The organism is Streptomyces sp. NPDC047453, assembly GCF_040643155.1.
Lineage (GTDB): Bacteria > Actinomycetota > Actinomycetes > Streptomycetales > Streptomycetaceae > Streptomyces.
The window spans coordinates 1-17127 of record NZ_JBEYTS010000038.1; the positions used below are offsets into that span (position 1 = coordinate 1).

At 69.0% G+C, this 17127-nt stretch carries 20 protein-coding genes and 3 pseudogenes; 17 read left to right on the forward strand and 6 right to left on the reverse strand.

The genetic code is table 11. The features are described 5' to 3' along the window. The first annotated feature begins 390 nt into the window (after nt 1-390). The 6 genes from sigJ to ABZ818_RS27395 all read left to right on the forward strand — a co-directional run bounded on the left by sigJ (nt 391) and on the right by ABZ818_RS27395 (nt 5222). A complete protein-coding gene (sigJ, locus tag ABZ818_RS27370) occupies nt 391-1281 on the forward strand; it encodes an RNA polymerase sigma factor SigJ (protein ID WP_361420112.1) in 891 nt (296 codons plus the stop codon). A gap of 172 nt (nt 1282-1453) precedes the next feature. After that, nucleotides 1454-2392, forward strand: a complete 939-nt coding sequence (locus tag ABZ818_RS27375) for an NADP-dependent oxidoreductase (protein ID WP_361419946.1) — start codon at nt 1454-1456, stop codon at nt 2390-2392. Next, a complete protein-coding gene (locus ABZ818_RS27380; RefSeq protein WP_361419949.1) occupies nt 2389-2853 on the forward strand; it encodes a cupin domain-containing protein in 465 nt (154 codons plus the stop codon). The genes ABZ818_RS27375 and ABZ818_RS27380 overlap by 4 nt, the downstream gene beginning before the upstream one ends. Nucleotides 2854-2976: 123 nt before the next feature. Then, entirely contained in the window at nt 2977-3435 is a 459-nt protein-coding gene (locus ABZ818_RS27385) for a carboxymuconolactone decarboxylase family protein (RefSeq protein ID WP_361419952.1), read from the forward strand. 444 nt (nt 3436-3879) lie between these two features. Then, entirely contained in the window at nt 3880-4524 is a 645-nt protein-coding gene (locus tag ABZ818_RS27390; RefSeq protein ID WP_361419954.1) for a hypothetical protein, read from the forward strand. Nucleotides 4525-4751: 227 nt separating this feature from the next. Then, a complete protein-coding gene (locus ABZ818_RS27395; protein ID WP_361419957.1) occupies nt 4752-5222 on the forward strand; it encodes an AAA family ATPase in 471 nt (156 codons plus the stop codon). Nucleotides 5223-5370: 148 nt separating this feature from the next. Here the strand turns inward: ABZ818_RS27395 and ABZ818_RS27400 are convergent, their stop codons facing one another. Both ABZ818_RS27400 and ABZ818_RS27405 read right to left on the reverse strand, forming a co-directional pair. After that, a complete protein-coding gene (locus ABZ818_RS27400; RefSeq protein WP_361419960.1) occupies nt 5371-5703 on the reverse strand; it encodes a hypothetical protein in 333 nt (110 codons plus the stop codon). Between the two features lie 20 nt (nt 5704-5723). Further along, entirely contained in the window at nt 5724-5912 is a 189-nt protein-coding gene (locus ABZ818_RS27405) for a hypothetical protein (RefSeq protein ID WP_361419963.1), read from the reverse strand. A gap of 386 nt (nt 5913-6298) precedes the next feature. On the opposite strand from ABZ818_RS27405, the gene ABZ818_RS27410 reads away from it, so the two are divergent. The 7 genes and pseudogenes from ABZ818_RS27410 to ABZ818_RS27440 form a co-directional block, all read left to right on the forward strand. Next, on the forward strand, nt 6299-7147 hold the full coding sequence (locus ABZ818_RS27410) for an NmrA family NAD(P)-binding protein (RefSeq protein WP_361419966.1): 849 nt from the start codon (nt 6299-6301) through the stop codon (nt 7145-7147). A gap of 120 nt (nt 7148-7267) precedes the next feature. Next, nucleotides 7268-7411 (forward strand): hypothetical protein, encoded by a 144-nt coding sequence (locus ABZ818_RS27415; RefSeq protein ID WP_361419969.1) that lies wholly within the window; start codon nt 7268-7270, stop codon nt 7409-7411. 18 nt (nt 7412-7429) lie between these two features. Beyond that, the gene (locus ABZ818_RS27420; RefSeq protein ID WP_361419972.1) at nt 7430-7657 is read left to right on the forward strand and encodes a hemerythrin domain-containing protein; all 228 of its coding nucleotides are present in this window, start codon (nt 7430-7432) and stop codon (nt 7655-7657) included. A 111-nt stretch (nt 7658-7768) separates the two neighbouring features. Then, nucleotides 7769-7942 (forward strand): hypothetical protein, encoded by a 174-nt coding sequence (locus tag ABZ818_RS27425; protein ID WP_361419975.1) that lies wholly within the window; start codon nt 7769-7771, stop codon nt 7940-7942. Between the two features lie 265 nt (nt 7943-8207). Next, on the forward strand, nt 8208-9164 hold the full coding sequence (locus tag ABZ818_RS27430; RefSeq protein WP_361420115.1) for an AraC family transcriptional regulator: 957 nt from the start codon (nt 8208-8210) through the stop codon (nt 9162-9164). A 172-nt stretch (nt 9165-9336) separates the two neighbouring features. Further along, nucleotides 9337-9663, forward strand: coding sequence for a hypothetical protein (locus ABZ818_RS27435; protein WP_361420124.1), 327 nt, complete (start codon nt 9337-9339; stop codon nt 9661-9663). Between the two features lie 82 nt (nt 9664-9745). Beyond that, nucleotides 9746-10060, forward strand: a pseudogene (locus ABZ818_RS27440) (amidohydrolase family protein); the annotation flags it as partial. 59 nt (nt 10061-10119) lie between these two features. Here ABZ818_RS27440 and ABZ818_RS27445 read toward each other — a convergent pair. Then, nucleotides 10120-10272 (reverse strand): annotated as a pseudogene (locus tag ABZ818_RS27445) (alpha-glucosidase/alpha-galactosidase); the annotation flags it as partial. Between the two features lie 590 nt (nt 10273-10862). Between ABZ818_RS27445 and sufC the strand changes: the two are divergent. Beyond that, a complete protein-coding gene (gene sufC / locus ABZ818_RS27450; protein WP_361419978.1) occupies nt 10863-11627 on the forward strand; it encodes a Fe-S cluster assembly ATPase SufC in 765 nt (254 codons plus the stop codon). A 120-nt stretch (nt 11628-11747) separates the two neighbouring features. Here the strand turns inward: sufC and ABZ818_RS27455 are convergent, their stop codons facing one another. After that, nucleotides 11748-12155, reverse strand: a complete 408-nt coding sequence (locus tag ABZ818_RS27455; RefSeq protein ID WP_361419981.1) for a TetR family transcriptional regulator C-terminal domain-containing protein — start codon at nt 12153-12155, stop codon at nt 11748-11750. Nucleotides 12156-12273: 118 nt separating this feature from the next. Here ABZ818_RS27455 and ctaD point away from each other — a divergent pair, with 118 nt between their 5' ends. Together ctaD and ABZ818_RS27465 are read left to right on the forward strand one after the other, a co-directional pair. Further along, complete coding sequence (ctaD, locus tag ABZ818_RS27460; protein WP_361419985.1) at nt 12274-13977, forward strand: cytochrome c oxidase subunit I; 1704 nt, start codon at nt 12274-12276, stop codon at nt 13975-13977. A gap of 38 nt (nt 13978-14015) precedes the next feature. Then, nucleotides 14016-14369, forward strand: coding sequence for a hypothetical protein (locus ABZ818_RS27465; RefSeq protein WP_361419988.1), 354 nt, complete (start codon nt 14016-14018; stop codon nt 14367-14369). An 18-nt stretch (nt 14370-14387) separates the two neighbouring features. Here ABZ818_RS27465 and ABZ818_RS27470 read toward each other — a convergent pair whose 3' ends face one another. Then, complete coding sequence (locus ABZ818_RS27470) at nt 14388-14930, reverse strand: MarR family transcriptional regulator (protein ID WP_361419991.1); 543 nt, start codon at nt 14928-14930, stop codon at nt 14388-14390. 12 nt (nt 14931-14942) lie between these two features. Continuing rightward, a pseudogene (locus ABZ818_RS27475) lies at nt 14943-15185 on the reverse strand (hypothetical protein); the annotation flags it as partial. A gap of 229 nt (nt 15186-15414) precedes the next feature. Between ABZ818_RS27475 and ABZ818_RS27480 the strand changes: the two are divergent. Next, nucleotides 15415-16110: an HdeD family acid-resistance protein gene (locus tag ABZ818_RS27480; protein ID WP_361419994.1), complete on the forward strand. Its 696-nt coding sequence runs from the start codon at nt 15415-15417 to the stop codon at nt 16108-16110. Nucleotides 16111-17127: the final 1017 nt, after the last annotated feature.

Below are 17127 nucleotides of genomic sequence, written 5' to 3' on the forward strand. Positions count from 1 at the left end.
ACCCCGGTCAGCTACCTCGCCGGACTTCACTTACGCGGCGCGGTCATCTGGCTCCGCAGCCTCACATGAAGATCTCAACTCGGCACAGACCCTAGCGCGCGCAGCCGACTTCAGCCATCCGTGCAGGCGACTTCGGAGGCTGACAAAGTCGTCGCTCACGAGCCCTGACTGTTCCATGGGGGTGTTTCAGACGTCCAGTCGTTTGCAACGACTCATGAAACGTGATCGCCGCAGGTGGACCGCCGCGCGACGGAGTGTTTCATGAGCGACCACCTATGAAACACCGCCCTACGTCGTCGGTCAGAGCGTCCGGGCTGGCGAGCTGTGCGCGAAGATCCCGAGTTCAGATGGCTACGCTGGATCCGCAAGCTGGAGGTGGTGGCGATCTGTATGGGTGACGGGCACGGGCCCGGGCGGTCTGAGCAGGAGGATGCGCTCGAAGCCGGATGGGAGAGGCACCGGCCCGCGGTTTTCGGTGTGGCCTACCGGCTGCTGGGGAGTGTGGCTGATGCCGAGGACGTGACCCAGGATGTGTGGCTGCGGGCGGCCGGAGCGGATCTGCAGGGCATCGGTGATCTGCGGGCCTGGCTGGTGACGGTGGCCGCGCGGCGGTCGTACGACATTCTCAAGAGTGCCCGCTTCCGCCGGGAGACCTATGTCGGACCGTGGCTGCCGGAGCCGCTGCTGACGGGGCCGGACGCGTCGCAGCCGGTACTCGTCGATGAGTCCGTCAGTTCGGCGATGCTCCTGATCATGGAGGAGCTGTCCCCGCCGGAGCGGGTGGCCTTCGTCCTGCACGACGTCTTCGGTCTTGAGTTCGGCCGGATCGCCGAAGTGCTGGACGTCTCTGTGCCGGGTGCCCGGCAGTTCGCCTCTCGGGCGCGACGGCGGGTGGCCAAGGCGAAGCAGTCCATGCCGCAGGCGTCGAAGGCGGAACGCGAACGCGTCCTCGCGGTTTTCCGCGCCGCCTACGAGGCCGGGGACCTGGCCGGCCTGGTCAGGCTCCTGCACCCGGACGTCGTCTACGTCACCGACGGCGGCGGCAAGGTCTCTGCGGCACGCAAGCTCATACACGGCGGCGAGCGCGTCGCCGAGGTCATGGTGCGTGTGGGGCACCAGTGGCACCCGGACCGTATCGACTTCGCCGAGGTCGGCGGCGAGCTCGCCCTGGTGTTCTACCGCGAAGGCCGGGTCTACTCCGTCGACACGGTGCAGATCACAGACGGTCTGATCACCGCGTACCGCCGGGTCATCAATCCCGACAAACTCCTGCGCGTCTGAGCTGTCACACCCGGAGGGGCTACCTCGTCTCCCTGATGAGAACGCAAAACGCGCGACGACGATCATGCGGAACGGCACTACATCCACCTGCTGCATCTTCCCGATGACGAGCCGCTATGAGCCCTGCGTGTCGGGCTGCATGCTCGAGTCGCCCCTCCAAGTAAGGACCTGTATGCAAGCCATCACTGTGCGAGACCGTGACGCCGGTCTTGCCGGGATGTCCCTGACGGACATGCCCTACCCCCATGCGGCCGAGAATGACGTCATCGTGCGGGTGCACGCGGCGGGCTTCACCCCTGGCGAGCTGGACTGGCCGGGCACGTGGACCGATCGCGCCGGCCGCGACCGGACGCCGAGCGTGCCCGGGCACGAGCTGTCTGGTGTCGTCGCAGAGCTGGGGTACGGCACCACCGGCCTGAGCGTCGGCCAGCGGGTGTTCGGCCTGGCCGACTGGACCCGCAACGGCTCGCTCGCCGAGTACGCCGCGGTGGAAGCCCGCAACCTCGCGCCGCTGCCGGCGGACATCGACCACACCCTGGCCGCCTCACTGCCGATCTCCGGGCTGACCGCCTGGCAGGGCCTGTTCGACCACGGCCGCCTCACCACCGGCCAGACCGTCCTGATCCACGGCGCCGCGGGCGGCGTCGGCTCGATCGCGGTACAGCTCGCCCGCGAGGCCGGCGCGCGCGTCATCGGCACCGGCCGGTCCGCCGACCGGGACAGGGCACTCGCCCTGGGCGTCGACACGTTCCTGGACCTGCAGACCGAGAAGCTGGAGGACGCCGGCGAGGCCGACGTCGTGTTCGACGTGATCGGCGGCGACATCCTCGACCGCTCGGCCACCCTGGTCCGGGCCGGCGGCACGCTCGTCACCATCGCCATGCCGCCCAAGGTCCGGCCCAAGGACGGGCGGGCGGTCTTCTTGGTCGTCGAACCCGACCGCGCCCGGCTCACCGACCTCGCCCAGCGGGTAAGGGACGGCCGGCTCAAGCCGGCCGTCGGTGCTGTGCGGCCGCTCGCCGAAGCACCCGCCGCGTTCGCCCCCGGCAAGCGCACCCCGGGCAAGACGATCATCCGCGTCACGCAAGACCGAACAGGAGACCGATCGTGATCGGAATACGGATCGCCGGTGGCTTGCTGGCCGTCGCCACGCTGACTGCGGCCACGGCCTGCTCGACCTCCAACCAGCCTGCCCACGCCAAGGGGCCGACCGAGGCCGTGGCATCGACGCGCCCCTCCGAAAGCCTCAAGCCGCTACTCCAGCAGGCCCTTCCGAATGTGAAGAGCAGGACGTTCACTTCGGCGGTCGTCGACTTCCCGCCCAACGCACGCGCGATGCCGCACCGGCACGGCCAGGCCTTCGTCTACGCCTACGTCCTCGAAGGCACCGTGCGCAGCAAGCTCGACGGCAAGCCCGTGAGCACCTATCACCAAGGCGAGAACTGGGTCGAGCAGCCGGGTGCCCACCACGTCCTCACGGAGAACACCAGCCGGACCAAACGGGCCAAGCTCCTGGTCATCTTCGTTTCCAACACCGGGGACAAGCTCAAGGTGGACGACCCGAGGTCGTAGCCCGGGGCACGCAGCGGGCGGCAACGTTCCGCACGAACTCTGCCCGGCCGGAACACACATCACCGGCCACCAAGACGCGCCCGAAGGGCGCAGCGCAGGCCACACGAACGAATCGAAGGAACCATGACCGAAACCTCGCGCGTCAACATCGGCAAGCAGCACCCGGCCGCCTACAAGGCCCTCATCGCCCTGTCCTCGGAGGTGGAAGAGACCGCCGCCGCAGCGGGCCTTGACCCGCTCCTGGTCGAGCTGTTGAAGATCCGCACCTCCCAGATCAACGGCTGCGCGTTCTGCCTGCGCATGCACACCCGCGACGCCCTCAAGAAGGGCGAAACCCCCGACCGGATCGCCGTGCTGCCCGGATGGGAAGAGACCGGCTACTTCTCCGAGACCGACCGCGCCGCCCTCCGCCTGACCGAGGCGATCACACGCGTGCCGGACGGACACGTCAGCGACGAGGACTACTACGCCGCCGCGGCTGTACTCACCGCAGACCAGGTCTCGGCAATCGCCTGGCTGGCCACTGTGATGAACGCCTTCAACCGCGTCGCGATCACCAGCCGGTACCCCGTCGGCAGCTGACCTCGACGCGAGCGCTGGCCACTCCAGCGACACCGCGACCGGTAGCCGGGTGATGTCCTTACGCACGACGACGCCGGTGATCCCGGCCTCGCCAACGTGCCCGTTGGCCCAGGAGACGATGTCTTTGGCCATCAGCCGTACGGTTGTGCGCCACGCCGACGTGGCGCCCTCGAGATGGTGTCCGACCGATGGCGGGGCACCCTGATGGTGGGACAGCCAGCCAAGGAGACGCTCGGCGAGGTTCGGCTCGGCGAGGCACCCGGCCGAGCCTCCCTGCCCCGAGCGTCTGAAGCGGTGTCGTAGGTTCGAATCCTGCCAGGGGCACAAGCGCAAATTCTTCGACATCCCGCAACCTGGGGCACCGACCAGGCTCTGCCTGTCACCTCCCCGCCCGCCGGTTCGGACCAGCCCCTGGGCGGAGAGCTGGGTGGTCATACTGTGCGCATGAATTCCGGGGTACTCGAAGCGATCCTCTACTGCCTGCAGTTCAGCCCGGAGCTGGGCGATGAGGAAGTCGAACGCATCAGTCGCATGATCCTGGAGCAGCCCTTCCACGGCCTCACCACAGAAGAGCAGTACGCCGGAATCGAGGCGGCACTCGCCGCGGAAGCCTGGAAGAACGACCTGTCCTGGCAGCCGCATGACGAGCCGTCGGTCCGAAACTTCCTACGGCGCCTGCTGGAACGTCTGCACGCGCTGCGGCCATGGCAGGAGCCGCCGTTCCGCAACCTTGGGCTTGGCCGCTGGGAGGAGTTCAAACACGGGGCACTGCTGGCCCACGTACGGCTGTACTCCCCGGCGCAGGACCAGATGCACGCGCGCCTGCGCACCGTGCCCGGCGACGAGCACCGGCTGCGGGGACTGGTGCTGCGTCTGCGGTCCGGGGACGAAGTCGCCCTGGTGGCACCGCCCTTGCCGAACGGAGACGATGCGGTGCTGGTGGCGGTGCCACCGCACAGGCCCGCGCAGAAGGTTATCGAGGCGTTCCTAACCCATACGGGGTATCCACGTGGGCGGGTGTCCCCGGCGGGCCGGCGGCGGTGGGGAAGGCGGAGCGGTGGAACGCTGCCTCCGGGGCTGCGGGGCTGAACGAGCGAGCCGGCCTGGCGGCGGCCCGCATGCTGGGGAGGACCGACATCGGGAATGTCCTGATACTCGGCAGTGGTGCAGGTCTACCGCCGACCCTCCAGCTCTCAGAGCGACTACTACCTCAAACCAGCGCCCAGCCGACCCGACCAAGCCCCCCAGGTCACACCGCCCAGCCCCGTCAGCCGGGCCCGGAAACGAGGCGGCTCGAACTCGAATAGGCTCGCTCCGTGAAGGTCTTGATCACCGGGATGTCGGGGACCGGCAAGTCGACGGCACTCCGTCTCTTGCGCCTGCGAGGGCACAGGACGGTGGACACCGATACCGACGCCTGGAGTCAATGGGTGACGCTACCCGATGGCTCCGCCGACTGGATCTGGCGTGAGCAGGCCATCACAGACCTGCTCAGCAACCACAATGAGGGCAACCTCTTCGTGGGCGGCTGCAAGACCAACCAAGGCCGATTCTATCCCCTGTTCGATCACATCGTGCTGCTGAGCGCGCCGGCCGAGGTGCTGCTGGCTCGGATCGCCGCCCGGACCAACAACCCCTACGGCAAGCGGCCCGAAGAACGAGACGCCGTTCTCCGCCACCTGACCACCGTCGAACCGCTGCTGCGTGCCACTGCGACCGTCGAGATCGACGCCACCGTACCCATCGAACGCGTCGTTCAACAGCTGGAAGAGCTCGCCGAGCACTGACCCCGGGACAGCCGCAACCCGAAAGCAACGGCGCATCGCAGACTGCATGCGGTTGTGGGTGTCGTTCATCTCCGGTTGATCATGCGGAAGGGCAGGGCCGTTGATCGGCTACCGGTCATTCCTTCGCGGCGCGTGGCCGCATGGAGCGCTACAAGGCCGAGGTGCGGCAGGTGCGCGCGTCCTGGGTCCGCACCTGGTCCACCCCGGCCACCCAGGCCGACTTCGAGGCCAGTCGCGCACGCTGAACAGCCCCAGGCACGGCCGGCGGCGGTATGCCGTCGGTCCGGCTCGTGCCGTGCCGCAGGTCGTGCTCCGCCGGATGGCTGGCGACGTTGGATGCGTCGGTGCGCAGCTCGTCCGCTTCGTCCGGCCCGCCGGGCTCCTCCTGGTAGGGCTGGGGCAGGTAGCTGCCCGGCGGGCGGCACAGGGCGAGCACGTCCAGGACGACCGCGGTCTCCAGCAGGTCGTCGCGGCACTCCATCGCCTGGAGGCCCACTTCTGTCAGCCCCGGTCTCGGTTGCCGCGCTCGTGCGCCACGGCCAGGTCCCGGCGGTCCGTGACGTTTCTGTGGAGCAGAGCCGGGATGGGCTGACTGATGCGGACCGTGTGCTCGCCGTACACGGCCTGTGCGGCTCGGCTGGTCACCCAGCCCGGCCACGGCTCCGCCGTAGACACTCGGTGCGGGATCATGCGCGGCACGCTGCCGGCCGCCTGCGACAGCCGGACCGTACACCGGGAACATTGACGTCGATACTGGCAAGCGTCAAGTCGCCATGACCCCGAAAGGCGTCGGCGTCCATCTGCACGGCATACGGCCGGATCACATCTCTGAACTGCCGCGTATCGGGGCAGCTCCTTCACGCACGCGGCCCCGCACGATGTCCTGCGGTGAGGCGGGCAGCTTCTCCGTGACGGGATGCGAAACGCTCACCTCGGCCACCAAGGCAGACTGTTGCGCTCACCGGCACGCGCGCACTCGACCGGGCGCGAGAAGTGCGGCTGCCGTAGACGTTCGCGTACAGAGATGAGCTTCGCGGCCATGGTTCCTCTCAGCGGTCAGGGAGTTGACTGAGAGCATGACGAACACACTGAACGACTCCACGACTTCCGCGAAGACGGACAGCATGATCCTGGTGATCGGAGGCACGGGCAAGACCGGGCGCCGGGTGGCTGAGCGGCTCACCGCACAAGGGCTTCCGGTGCGGGTCGGGTCCAGGTCCGGCGAGCCCCCCTTCGTGTGGGAGGACCCCGGCACCTGGGAGGCCGCCCTCGACGGGGTCCTCGCCGTCTACGTCACCTACTACCCCGACCTCGCCTTCCCGGGCGCCGCCGAGACAGTCGGCGCCTTCGCCCGGACCGCGGTCGCCAAGGGCGCCCGGCGCCTGGTCCTGCTCTCCGGGCGCGGCGAGGAAGGGGCCCGCATCAGCGAGGACAAGCTCAAGGAGTCCGGAGCCGACTGGACGGTCGTCAGGGCCAGTTGGTTCGCGCAGAACTTCAGCGAGAGCTTCTTCCACGAACCGGTCCTCGCCGGCGAGCTCGCCCTGCCGACCGGGGACGCGGTGGAGGCATTCGTCGACGCCGACGATATCGCCGACGTCGCCGTGGCGGCCCTCACCGACGACCGGCACATCGGCAGGACCTACGAGCTGTCCGGCCCGCGTCTGCTGAGCTTCCACGACATCGCCACGGAGCTGAGCAAGGCGACCGGCCGGCAGATCACGTACATCCCGGTCACGGTCGACGAGTACCGCAAGGCCCTCGAGGACAACGGGCTTCCCGTCGAGTTCGCCGACCTGTTCGAGCTGATCCTCGACGGCCGCAACGCCCACCTCGTCCACGGTGTCGAGGAGGCTCTCGGCCGCAAGCCCAAGGACTTCGCCGACTTCGCCCGGGACGCCGCCGCCACCGGCGTCTGGAACACCTGAGGAACCGAGGACCTGGCAAACCTGACGCACCCGGCGACCGCGGCCCGACGCGGCGCCGCGTGCGCTGTCAGCCGCCCGCCTTGTCGCCCCGCCAGGGGACGAGGAGCCCGCTTCGAAGCGATGTCGAGTGAGCGTCTACAGACGCTGCCCGACCACTTCCACGGATTCGCACGTATGCACATCGCCATGCGCCGCGACGTCCGCAGGCTGGCCGGCGGGGCACGCTCCGTGACGGCCGAGCAGATGGTCCCGGTCAGCACCTGATGACACCGGCTGCGTGAGGTGATCGACTGGCACCACCACAGCGAGGACGAGGTGCCGTGGCCCGAACTGCACCGTGCGATACCGATGTTCGCCGAGGCCGCGCGCACCCTCGGCGACGACCACGGGCGACTCGATGACGCCATGGACCGCGTCGACGAGGCCTTCGTACACGGTGTCCCGGCCGTCCTGATCCCCGCCGCCGACGCGTTCGGCACCATCCTGTGCCATCACCTTGCGGACCAGTAGCAACTGGCCTTCCCCGCCTTCGCGGGACTTGGCCCGCAGGCCTGTCTGTCCGTCGAACGCAGACTGCTGCGCACCGCGCCGCCGAAGGTCCTCACCCACCTGCCGGCGTGGATGCTCGACGAGGCGGACCTGACGACCGCAGGCCGGTTGGAGGCCACCATGCCGCCGCCCGTACGCCTGCTCGGCCGGACCGTACTGCGCCGGCGCTACGAGCGGACGCCGGCCGCGGCCGTCCGGCTCGCGCAGACGGCTCAGGTGTCCGACGACAAGGAGACGCAGCGATGACCCACGCCTCGGCGCTCCCCGCGCCCCCGGTGTCCAAAGCCCCGGCGCGGGAGGTGACCTCGCGCCCTATGCCGCCACCATCGCCATGGGCATGAGCGCGGGCTTCTACTTCACCGCTGCCCGCACGCTGGAATGCACAACGGCTCTGGCCTGCCTCGGCCGGGCCCTGGCACTCTGGGCCCCGTACCTGAGTCGGCGTCTGCTCCCGGCTGTTCCCCGTCTCGGAGAGCAGGCGTCCCGTACCCCCAACTCCCGGAGGACGACATTGGACGCGATCACCGGCCTTCTCGAGGGGCCCAGGGCACGCGGCGCCTTCCTGCTGAAGTCCGTGTTCAACCCGCCGTGGGCGCTGCGGATCGAGGACCGGGCGCCGATCTCGCTGGTGACGATGGTGCACGGCGAAGCCTGGGTCAGGCCCGACCGCGCCGAGCCGGTCCGGCTGCGCCCCGGCGACGTGGCGGTGATGCGCGGGCCCGACCCGTACGTCGTCTCCGACGCGCTCGACACGGCAGTGCAGATCACCGTCGGTCCCGACCAGCGGTGCAACACCCCTGCCGGGGAGGACGTCACGGAGACGATGGCCCTCGGCATGCGCACCTGGGGAGACGCGCTGGGCGAGGGTTCGGCGGTGATGCTCTCCGGCACCTACCTGGCGCCCAGCGAGATCGGCCGGCGCCTGCTGCGCACGCTGCCCGCCGCTGTCGTACGCCCCGCCGGAGAGGGCAACGACCCGCTGATCGGACTGCTCGCCGAGGAGATGGCCCGCGACGAGCCGGGCCAGGAACTCGTCCTGGACCGGCTGCTGGACCTGCTCCTGGTCAACGTACTACGCGGCTGGCTGGCCGATCCCGACTCCAGGGCACCGGCCTGGTACCGGGCCCAGAGCGATCCGGTCGTGGGTCCCGCGCTGCGGCTGCTGCACGACAGCCCCGCCCATTCGTGGACGGTCGAGTCGATCGCCCGCAAGGTCGGATTCTCCCGGGCCCAGCTCGCCCGCCGCTTCACCGCTGTCGTCGGGGAGCCGCCGATGGCCTACCTCGCCGACTGGCGGCTCGCCCTGGCCGCGGACCTGCTGCGCGAACCGGACACCACGGTGGCCATGGTGGCCCGCCAGGTCGGCTACAGCAGCGGCTTCGCCCTGAGCTCCGCCTTCAAACGAGTCCGCGGCCTCAGCCCCCAGGAATACCGAGCCCAGGCAGCGACAGGCACGGCGGGGGCCTGAGCCTGAGGTTCAACCGTCCGGCGTAGCCTCGCGCCACCGCCGGCTCCCCCTGAAGATCCTGTCCAGGACCGATCCAGCCGCGTGGCGCATCCGACGCCGCCTGCCTGGGCTCGCCATGAGCGCGCGTCGGCGTCCCACTCACCATCGTCTCGACCAGAGCGAGGACGCACCGATGACAGCCAATCCGTACCAGCAGGAGTACGGCGAGTTGGGCAGCGACACCCCCACACCGCAGCGGCCGGCCGAGCGACCGAGCAGAATCGCCGGCCGGCTGCTCGTCGTGTCGACCATCGAGATGGGTCCCATGGCCGGTCTGTTCTTCGCTTTCGACGTGTCGGTGATGCCCGGGCTGAACAGCACCAGTGACCGCACCTTCGCCACCGCGATGCAGAACTTCAACAGTGTGCTCTCCTCATCTCCTCTTCGGCCGTTCCGGTCGCCGGTCACGGCTCCAGGCGGCTGCGCAGGCCCGGCCGGAGGCGGTCGCCGTGGGCGGTGACCATGTCGTCGCACAGGCGCCAGATCTCCTCGACCGTCAGGGTCGCGGCCGTGGCCGGGTCCGCCTGCGCCGGTTCTCCCGCATGCTCGTCACCCCCAGCGGCAAGGTCGCCGCCCTCGACCCGGGCGCGGCGCGCGGCGCCCGCCGTGTCGACGGCCGGGGACGCGTACTCCTGCCCGGCCTGCACGACGCCCACGGGCACCTCTGGGGCCTCGGAGCGCTCGCCGTCCAGCTCGACCTCACGGGGACGAAGTCCCTCCAGGAGGCTGTGGACCGGCTCGCCGCCTACGCCACCGCGCACCCGGAGGTGACCTGGATCCAGGGCCGGGGCTGGAACGAGGTGATCTGGGGTCTGGGGAGGTTGCCCACCGCCCGCGACCTGGACGCCGTAGTCTCCGACCGCCCCGTATGGCTGGTGCGGGTCGACGGCCACGCGGACGTGGCCAACACCAAGGCGTCCGTCATCGCGGCGTGTCTGATGTGCCGGGGCACGTCCTCGATCGCCGCCCGCACCACCAGGTCGTTGGCGCTGAGGTAGGTGCGGTTGAGCGCCGCCGGCTGGGGCGGGAGGGAACCGACGCGGGTGGGCTGGACGCCCAGCGAGTCCACCTTGTCGCGGGTCAGCGCGGCCAGTACCTCCAGGGCGCGGGTCCCGGTGTGGCCGAATCCTATGCGCTTTAGTTGCTTGGATCTGAGTGAAAAACTCAAGAAACGCTCATGATTGTGCATGCTCGCCTCGGGTGTTGGAAGAGGAGGCCGCCCGGCGGACGCCGTCGCATCGCGCGTGGGCCGACCGGCGCTGCGGTTGCGGGACGGAGGCAGAAGGGTCGGAACCCGTGATGCGAGGAGGCGAGCGGCTGGGATGGGGCTGGTGTGGGCCCCGCCGAGGGGGAGCGGATCAAGGCCCGGCGCGCGGCCGGAGCCGGACTGTGGCCGGGGGCCGGAACGCGGTCTGTGGCGGTGGCGGCTCTCCCCGAGCCGCCACAGGCCGGCGCGCGGCCGCAGAGGGCCTCGCCCCAGCCCTTGTCGTAGACACGAGCCTCTGCGGGGACACGAGCCTCTGCGGGCATCACCTGAATGTGGCGGGCGGGCCACCCGCGCTGTGCCGGACAGCCGCGGCTGCGCCACGCTGGATGGGCGGGCTGCACGGCGCCCGTGCCGTTCCAGTCGGTGAACAAGGTGAGGCAGGTGAGGCGCCCATGGCCACCCTCGACATCCGCGACCTGCACTGTTCGGTCCACACCGACGCCGGGCCGCGCGAGATCCTTCATGGGGTCGATCTGGTTGTACGCCAGGGCGAGACCCACGCCATCATGGGTCCCAACGGCTCCGGCAAGACCACCCTCGCCTACGCGCTCGCCGGGCACCCGAAATATCTGGTCACCTCCGGCAGCGTCACCCTGGACGGCGAGGATGTGCTCGCGATGAAGGTCGACGAGCGGGCGCGGGCCGGGATCTTCCTCGCCATGCAGTACCCCGTCGAGGTTCCCGGCGTAACCATGTTCAACTTCCTGCGCAGCGCCGCCACCGCTGTCCGCGGTGAGGCCCCCAGGCTGCGCACCTGGCTCAAGGAGGTACGCGAGGCGATGGAACGCCTCCAGATCGATCCCGCCTTCGCCGAGCGCAACGTCAACGAGGGCTTCTCCGGAGGGGAGAAGAAACGCCACGAGATCCTCCAGCTCGAGTTGCTCAAGCCGAAGATCGCGATCTTGGACGAGACCGACTCCGGTCTGGACGTCGACGCGCTGCGGGTCGTCGCCGAGGGCGTCAACCGCGTCCGCGTCACGGGACAGGTGGCCACCTTGCTGATCACGCACTACACACGCATCCTGCGCTACGTCCACCCCGACCACGTCCACGTCTTCGCCGACGGTCGCATCGCCGACTCCGGCGGCCCCGAACTCGCCGACCGGCTGGAGGACGAAGGCTACGAGGCCTACGTGAAGGGCACGGCGCAAGGCTGAACAACACAATCCGCCCCGTGCCCCCGGCGGCGGCCCAGCCTTGGGAGCTTTCTCACGGGAGTCCTGCCAGTCTCGGCCGCCCGGCGCACGGGAAGTGGGTCTGCGCACCAGCAGGTCCGCCTATACGCACGACGCCCCAGGAGCTGGGGGCTTTCGCGCGAGTTCCGTCTCGATGAGACGGTTCAGATGCCGGCGGGCGTCCTCCGTCGTCAGCGGGGGCGTCTGCCGCAGGTGCTGCAGGGCCAGGCCGTCGGCGAGGGCGGCGAAGCGGACCGTGACGTCGTCGAGGTCGTCGCAGGTGAACTCGCCCTCGGCGACGCCCCGTTCGATCAGGTGGCGGATCTGGTGGCGCCAGGCCTCGTAGCGCTGGGCCTGGCCGCGGGCGAAGGTCTCGTCCGCACCCTGCTCCCCCACGTTCCAGGGGTCGAACCACATGCGCCAGTCCCGGTCGGTGTCCTCGGCCAGCCCGCACAGCAGGGGCCATGACCGGAGGGCGTGACCGACCTCGAGCACCTCGCGATCCGTCACGCCCGCGACGACGGGGCACCCCCAGTTTATTTCTCTCGCGAGCGAGATATCTTGGGAGAGGCCGGGCCGATGTGTAAGCACCGCACGCCCGGAGGTCTCGCACGTATGGAGGATTGCCGTGGCCCTGCCCGCTCTGTCACCGCCCGACTCGTCGCCGCAGGCGACTGCTCCGGCGCGGCATCGCTTGTCCGGCCGGGCCGTCGTCAGCTGGCTGACGAGTACCGACCACAAGAGGATCGGCACCCTCTACCTGGCCACCTCGTTCGCGTTCTTCTGCTTCGGTGGCCTGTTGGCACTGCTCATGCGCGCCGAGTTGGCCCGTCCGGGCACACAGCTGATCTCGAACGAGCAGTTCAACCAGGCCTTCACGATGCACGGCACCGTGATGCTGTTCATGTTCGCCACGCCCATCTTCTCCGGCTTCGCGAACTGGATCATGCCGCTGCAGATCGGCGCGCCCGACGTGGCGTTCCCGAGGCTCAATATGCTTGCCTACTGGTTGTACCTGTTCGGCTCGCTGATCGCGGTGGGCGGCTTCCTTACGCCGCAGGGCGCCGCCGACTTCGGATGGTTCGCCTACAGCCCGCTGTCCGACACGATCCACTCGCCGGGTGTCGGCAGTGACATGTGGATCATGGGTCTGGCGATGCAGGGCTTCGGCACCATCCTCGGCTCGGTCAACTTCATCACCACGATCGTCTGCATGCGCGCCCCGGGCATGACCATGTTCCGCATGCCGATCTTCACGTGGAACGTGCTGCTCACCAGCGTGCTGGTGCTGCTCGCCTTCCCCGTGCTTGCCGCCGCGCTCTTCGCGCTCGAATTCGACCGGAAGTTCGGCGCCCAGATCTTCGCTCCCTCCAACGGCGGGGCGCTGCTGTGGCAGCACCTCTTCTGGTTCTTCGGCCACCCGGAGGTGTACATCCTGGCGCTGCCCTTCTTCGGCATCGTGTCCGAGGTGGTCCCCGTCTTCTCCCGTAAGCCGATCTTCGGCTACATGGGGCTGATCGGCGCGACCATCGCGATCGCGGGTCTGTCGGTGACGGTGTGGGCACATCACATGTATGCGACAGGTGGTGTGCTGCTCCCGTTCTTCTCCTTCATGACCTTCCTGATCGCGATTCCGACTGGTGTGAAGTTCTTCAACTGGATCGGCACCATGTGGAAGGGGTCCCTGAGCTTCGAGACGCCGATGCTGTGGTCCATGGGCTTCATGGTCACCTTCCTGTTCGGTGGTCTGACCGGTGTGATCCTGGCCTCGCCACCGCTGGACTTCCACGTCACGGACTCGTACTTCGTGGTGGCGCACTTCCACTACGTCGTCTTCGGCACCGTGGTGTTCGCGATGTTCGCCGGATTCCACTTCTGGTGGCCGAAGTTCACCGGCAAGCTGCTCGACGAACGTCTCGGCAAGATCACCTTCTGGACCCTGTTCATCGGCTTCCACGGCACCTTCCTGGTCCAGCACTGGCTGGGCGCCGAAGGCATGCCACGCCGGTACGCCGACTACCTGGCGGCCGACGGCTTCACCGCCCTGAACACGGTGTCGACGATCTTCTCCTTCCTGCTCGGTCTGTCGATCCTGCCGTTCTTCTACAACGTCTGGAAGACCGCCAGGCACGGCCAGGAGATCACCGTCAACGATCCGTGGGGCTGGGGCCGTTCGCTGGAGTGGGCGACCTCCTGTCCCCCGCCGCGGCACAACTTCGAGAAGCTGCCGCGCATACGGAACGAGTCACCCGCCTTCGGCCTCTCCCACCCCGAGATCGCCTTCAGCGACGACAGCGAGGAGGAGCGGGCGACGGCCACCGGTCGGCGCTGAGCAGGCCGGTCCCCCCTTCGAACATTCAGGAGCCGTCCATGGACGCCAGCCATGAAGCCGCCCTCGGCCTGCACCAGATCGAGGGCTACCTCTACCAGGAGGCCAACCGCCGTGAGGCGCACCGCAAGGCACGGGACTTCGCCTGGGACCTGCCCGGCCTCACCACGGACCAACGCCTCATGATCGAGGAGGCGTACGCCCGCGATCAGGTGGAGAACGCCCGCCAGGTCACCCACCACATCGCGGAACGCATACAGCAGATCGAGACCCGCTACGCGGCACGCCACCGCCGCTTCACGCGGGAGGCGGCCATCGCCATGGCCGTTGTCACCCTCGGGCTGATCGGGCTCTGCATCGCGGTGATCCTCGGCTCGGCGGCGGGAGCCGCCTGACGTCACCCAGCCGGTCCCTCAACCGGCGTCCGCCTCCAGGAACACCAGGATCTTGCGCAGGGCGTCCGCCACCCCCGCGCGTTCCTTGGGCTCCAGAACGGAGAGCACGTCCCGTTCCAGAGTGAAGTGCCGTTCCACCGCGCGGTCGAAACTCGCCCGGCCCTCCTCCGACAGACGGACCAGAGTGCTTCTGCCGTCGACGGGGGAGGGATCGCGCTCGATCCAGCCTTCCCGCTCCAGCCGGTTGAGCCTGCCCGTGAGGCCGGCGGAGGACACAATCAGCGCCTGGCGCAGTTGCCCGGGCGTCAGCGCGTAGGGAGGGCCGCCGCGGCGCAATGCCTGCAGCAGGTCGAAGTCCCCGACATTGGCAATGGGCATGCCGCCCTGTCGGCGCAGCCCCGACGCGAACAGGTCTTCCAGCAGCCGAGCCGCACGCAGCAGGCGAGCGATGACCTCGCTGGACGACACGTCCAGTTCCGGCCACTCACTGCGCCACTCGGCCAGCATCGCGTCCACGCTGTCGCTGTCGCCGCCGGCTTCGATCTCCTCGTCCTCACCCATCGCGGGCACAGCCTATCGGCAGCACCACCGAGCACGGTCTTCACCGGGGCAGTGCCCCCCTTTACGTCGGCCCTGGGAGGCGCACCCTGGAGCGCGGTTCGAGTGGCCGTGGCGACCGCCGACTGAGGACATGATGATGACGACGCCGATGTCGGACTTCTTCAAGAATGCAGTGGGACCGGAGATCCCCGCATTGTTGACCAGGACGTCAATGCCGCCGAGGGTGCGCACCGCGGCCTCGACGAAGTTTTCGACAGCGCGCCGGTCCTACACGTCGCAGACCGTCCCGGTGATGCGGGGATTATCCCTGAGTGATGTTGCCCTGGTGGGTTGCCGTGCCGGTGAGCAGGGTCAGCCAGCTCACTCCGGGAGTACCGCATGCGCCACGAACCCCTGCCGTCTCCACTGAGCGACATGAGGCCGACCGGGTGACGATGGACGTGTACTGACGTGACCACGCTACTGACAGGAGGAGGTAGGTGTCATGACATCTCCTTCCGGTTCCGCATCTCCTTCCGAGTCGCCGGGCCCCGTTCCCACGCGCGGCACCGAGCAACAAGAGGGGCCCCTGGCCGCAGGCATGGCTGCCCTGGCGAACATGGGCTGGCAGATCCTGCTCACCATGGGCCTTGCCAGCATCGCCCTGGGCGTCGTCGCCTTGGTCTGGCCGGGCGCGACGCTGCGGGTCGCCGGCGTGCTCTTCGGCATCTATTTGCTGGTCACCGGTGTCTTCCAGCTGGCCGGCGCCTTCGGCACGCATGTGCCCCGGCATCTTCGCGTACTGCACTTCATCACCGGTGCGGTCTCCATCCTGCTGGGGCTGATCTCCTTCCGGGGCACCCTGGAGTCGATTCTGCTGCTCGCCCTGTGGATCGGCTTCAGCTGGCTGCTGCGCGGCACCACTGAGACAGCTGCGGCGGCCTCCGCTCAGGAGATGCCGGCACGCGGCTGGCACGTGGCCTTCGGCATCATCGGATCGCTGGCGGGTGTCGTGATGATCATCATGCCGTTCGCCTCGATCGCGACACTGACCCTGGTCGTGGGCGTCATGGCCATAGTTCTGGGCCTGACCGAGATAGTCCGCGCCATCAGGACGCGCATCGAGATCGGCCATCTCGCTGCTGGCACGGCCACCCAGCGGCGGCCCCTGTTCCACGCCCGTCCGCACCCCCAGCACTGACCGACGGAGCCGAACCGGACGGCTGCCGCGTGAGCGGCGGGCGACGGTGCCGACGCTTCCCGATTCTCGATCCGCCCAAAGCCTCAAACGGGCTGGAGGCCCTGAGGGCTGCCGGGCCGTGCTCGACTGCCCTCAGGGCCATGAGTCCGGCGGACGAGAGCTGAGCAACCGAACCAACCGGCCGCCACCGTTTCGAGTCCGCGGCGAACGTGCGGCTGTCTCAGTCTGGCAGTTGGGGCATGGCTCGTGTCCGCCCTCGCCATTGACCACGCTCCCCCAGCCCCGGCACTCCTCACAGCCGCGGGCGCGGACCGGCTCGGCGTGGGGATGCGTGGCGCCCGCGGCCCGCGACGAGGGCAGCGACGGCCTTCCGGGGTGAGGCCGACGACGCCCGCCACAACCGAGTCGGCACGGCCTACCCGCGGCCAACGCGTTCGTCGACTGGGACACCCACGACATCACCTACAGCAGCACCGGCCACCTGCCACCGGCCCTGCTGCGGAGTGACGGCACCGCCGAGTTCCTGGCCCACCATTGCGGAGCCGACGCCGAAACCCTCGCCGATGCCCTACTGGCCGACCCTGGTAGCCGGCTCCACGTCGGGACGATCTCCAGGCCACGGACACGGTCTACGCGGCGGGGCAGCGCCAACCGCGGCTCTTCGCCGGTCAGCGACGGAGGGCACCAAAGCGACGACACGGCGTGTCACCCGCATAGGTGACGCCGCCGATCGGCTCGGGCGGCATGGCGCGCAGCCGCATCGAGGCCGTCCTCACCGTCCGTCCCCTGGAACGAGTTCAGGTCTACAGACCCACCCGCTCTCGGTCGACGATCCCACAAGCGCCCACCACGGCGCCGACCGTGTAGCAGGCTGCACCGACGCGGTCGGCGACAGCATCCTCGGAGACCACCTGCGCTCCGGCACACACGTCACCTGCATCGGCGGACGACCAGACGCACCCCATTGGCACGCGCGTGGTGCGCCTCGACGCCATGCCGGCAGGACACGCTCACGCC